This window comes from Paenibacillus oleatilyticus, from assembly GCF_018998565.1.
Taxonomy (GTDB): Bacteria; Bacillota; Bacilli; order Paenibacillales; family NBRC-103111; genus Paenibacillus_G; species Paenibacillus_G oleatilyticus.
Genome location: NZ_JAHNZO010000142.1, coordinates 1 through 370, shown reverse-complemented (window position 1 = coordinate 370; position 370 = coordinate 1). Strand labels below are relative to the sequence as shown.

Annotated in this window: 1 protein-coding gene; it reads right to left on the bottom strand. The window is 62.7% G+C overall.

What is annotated here, in order from left to right; all coding sequences use genetic code 11:
• The coding region (locus KQX66_RS38980; protein ID WP_284439887.1) for a citrate/2-methylcitrate synthase at positions 1-370 on the bottom strand (370 nt) is incomplete at both ends.

Here is a 370-nt window from a genome sequence, read left to right as displayed (position 1 = left end):
GTGGTAAGACACCGCCGAGAACCAGTCGAGGTTGGGGAACATCTTTTTGGTGTCGTGCATCACGCTTTCCAGCCGATCGGCGATGTCATACAGCTTCATCGCCCCCGCTTCCTGCGACAGGCGCAGCGCGATCTCTTTGATCACCTGATGGCGCGGATCGGAGACGGTGTACACCGGGTGCCCGAAGCCAATCGCCACCTCTTTGTTGTCGATGCGGCGGCGAATGTCGGCTTCCGCTTCGTCCGGCGTTTCATAGCGTTGCTGGATCTCCAGCGACACCTCGTTGGCGCCGCCGTGCTTCGGCCCGCGCAGCGCGCCAATGGCGCCGACGATCGCCGAATAGACGTCAGATCCGGTGCCGGCGATCACC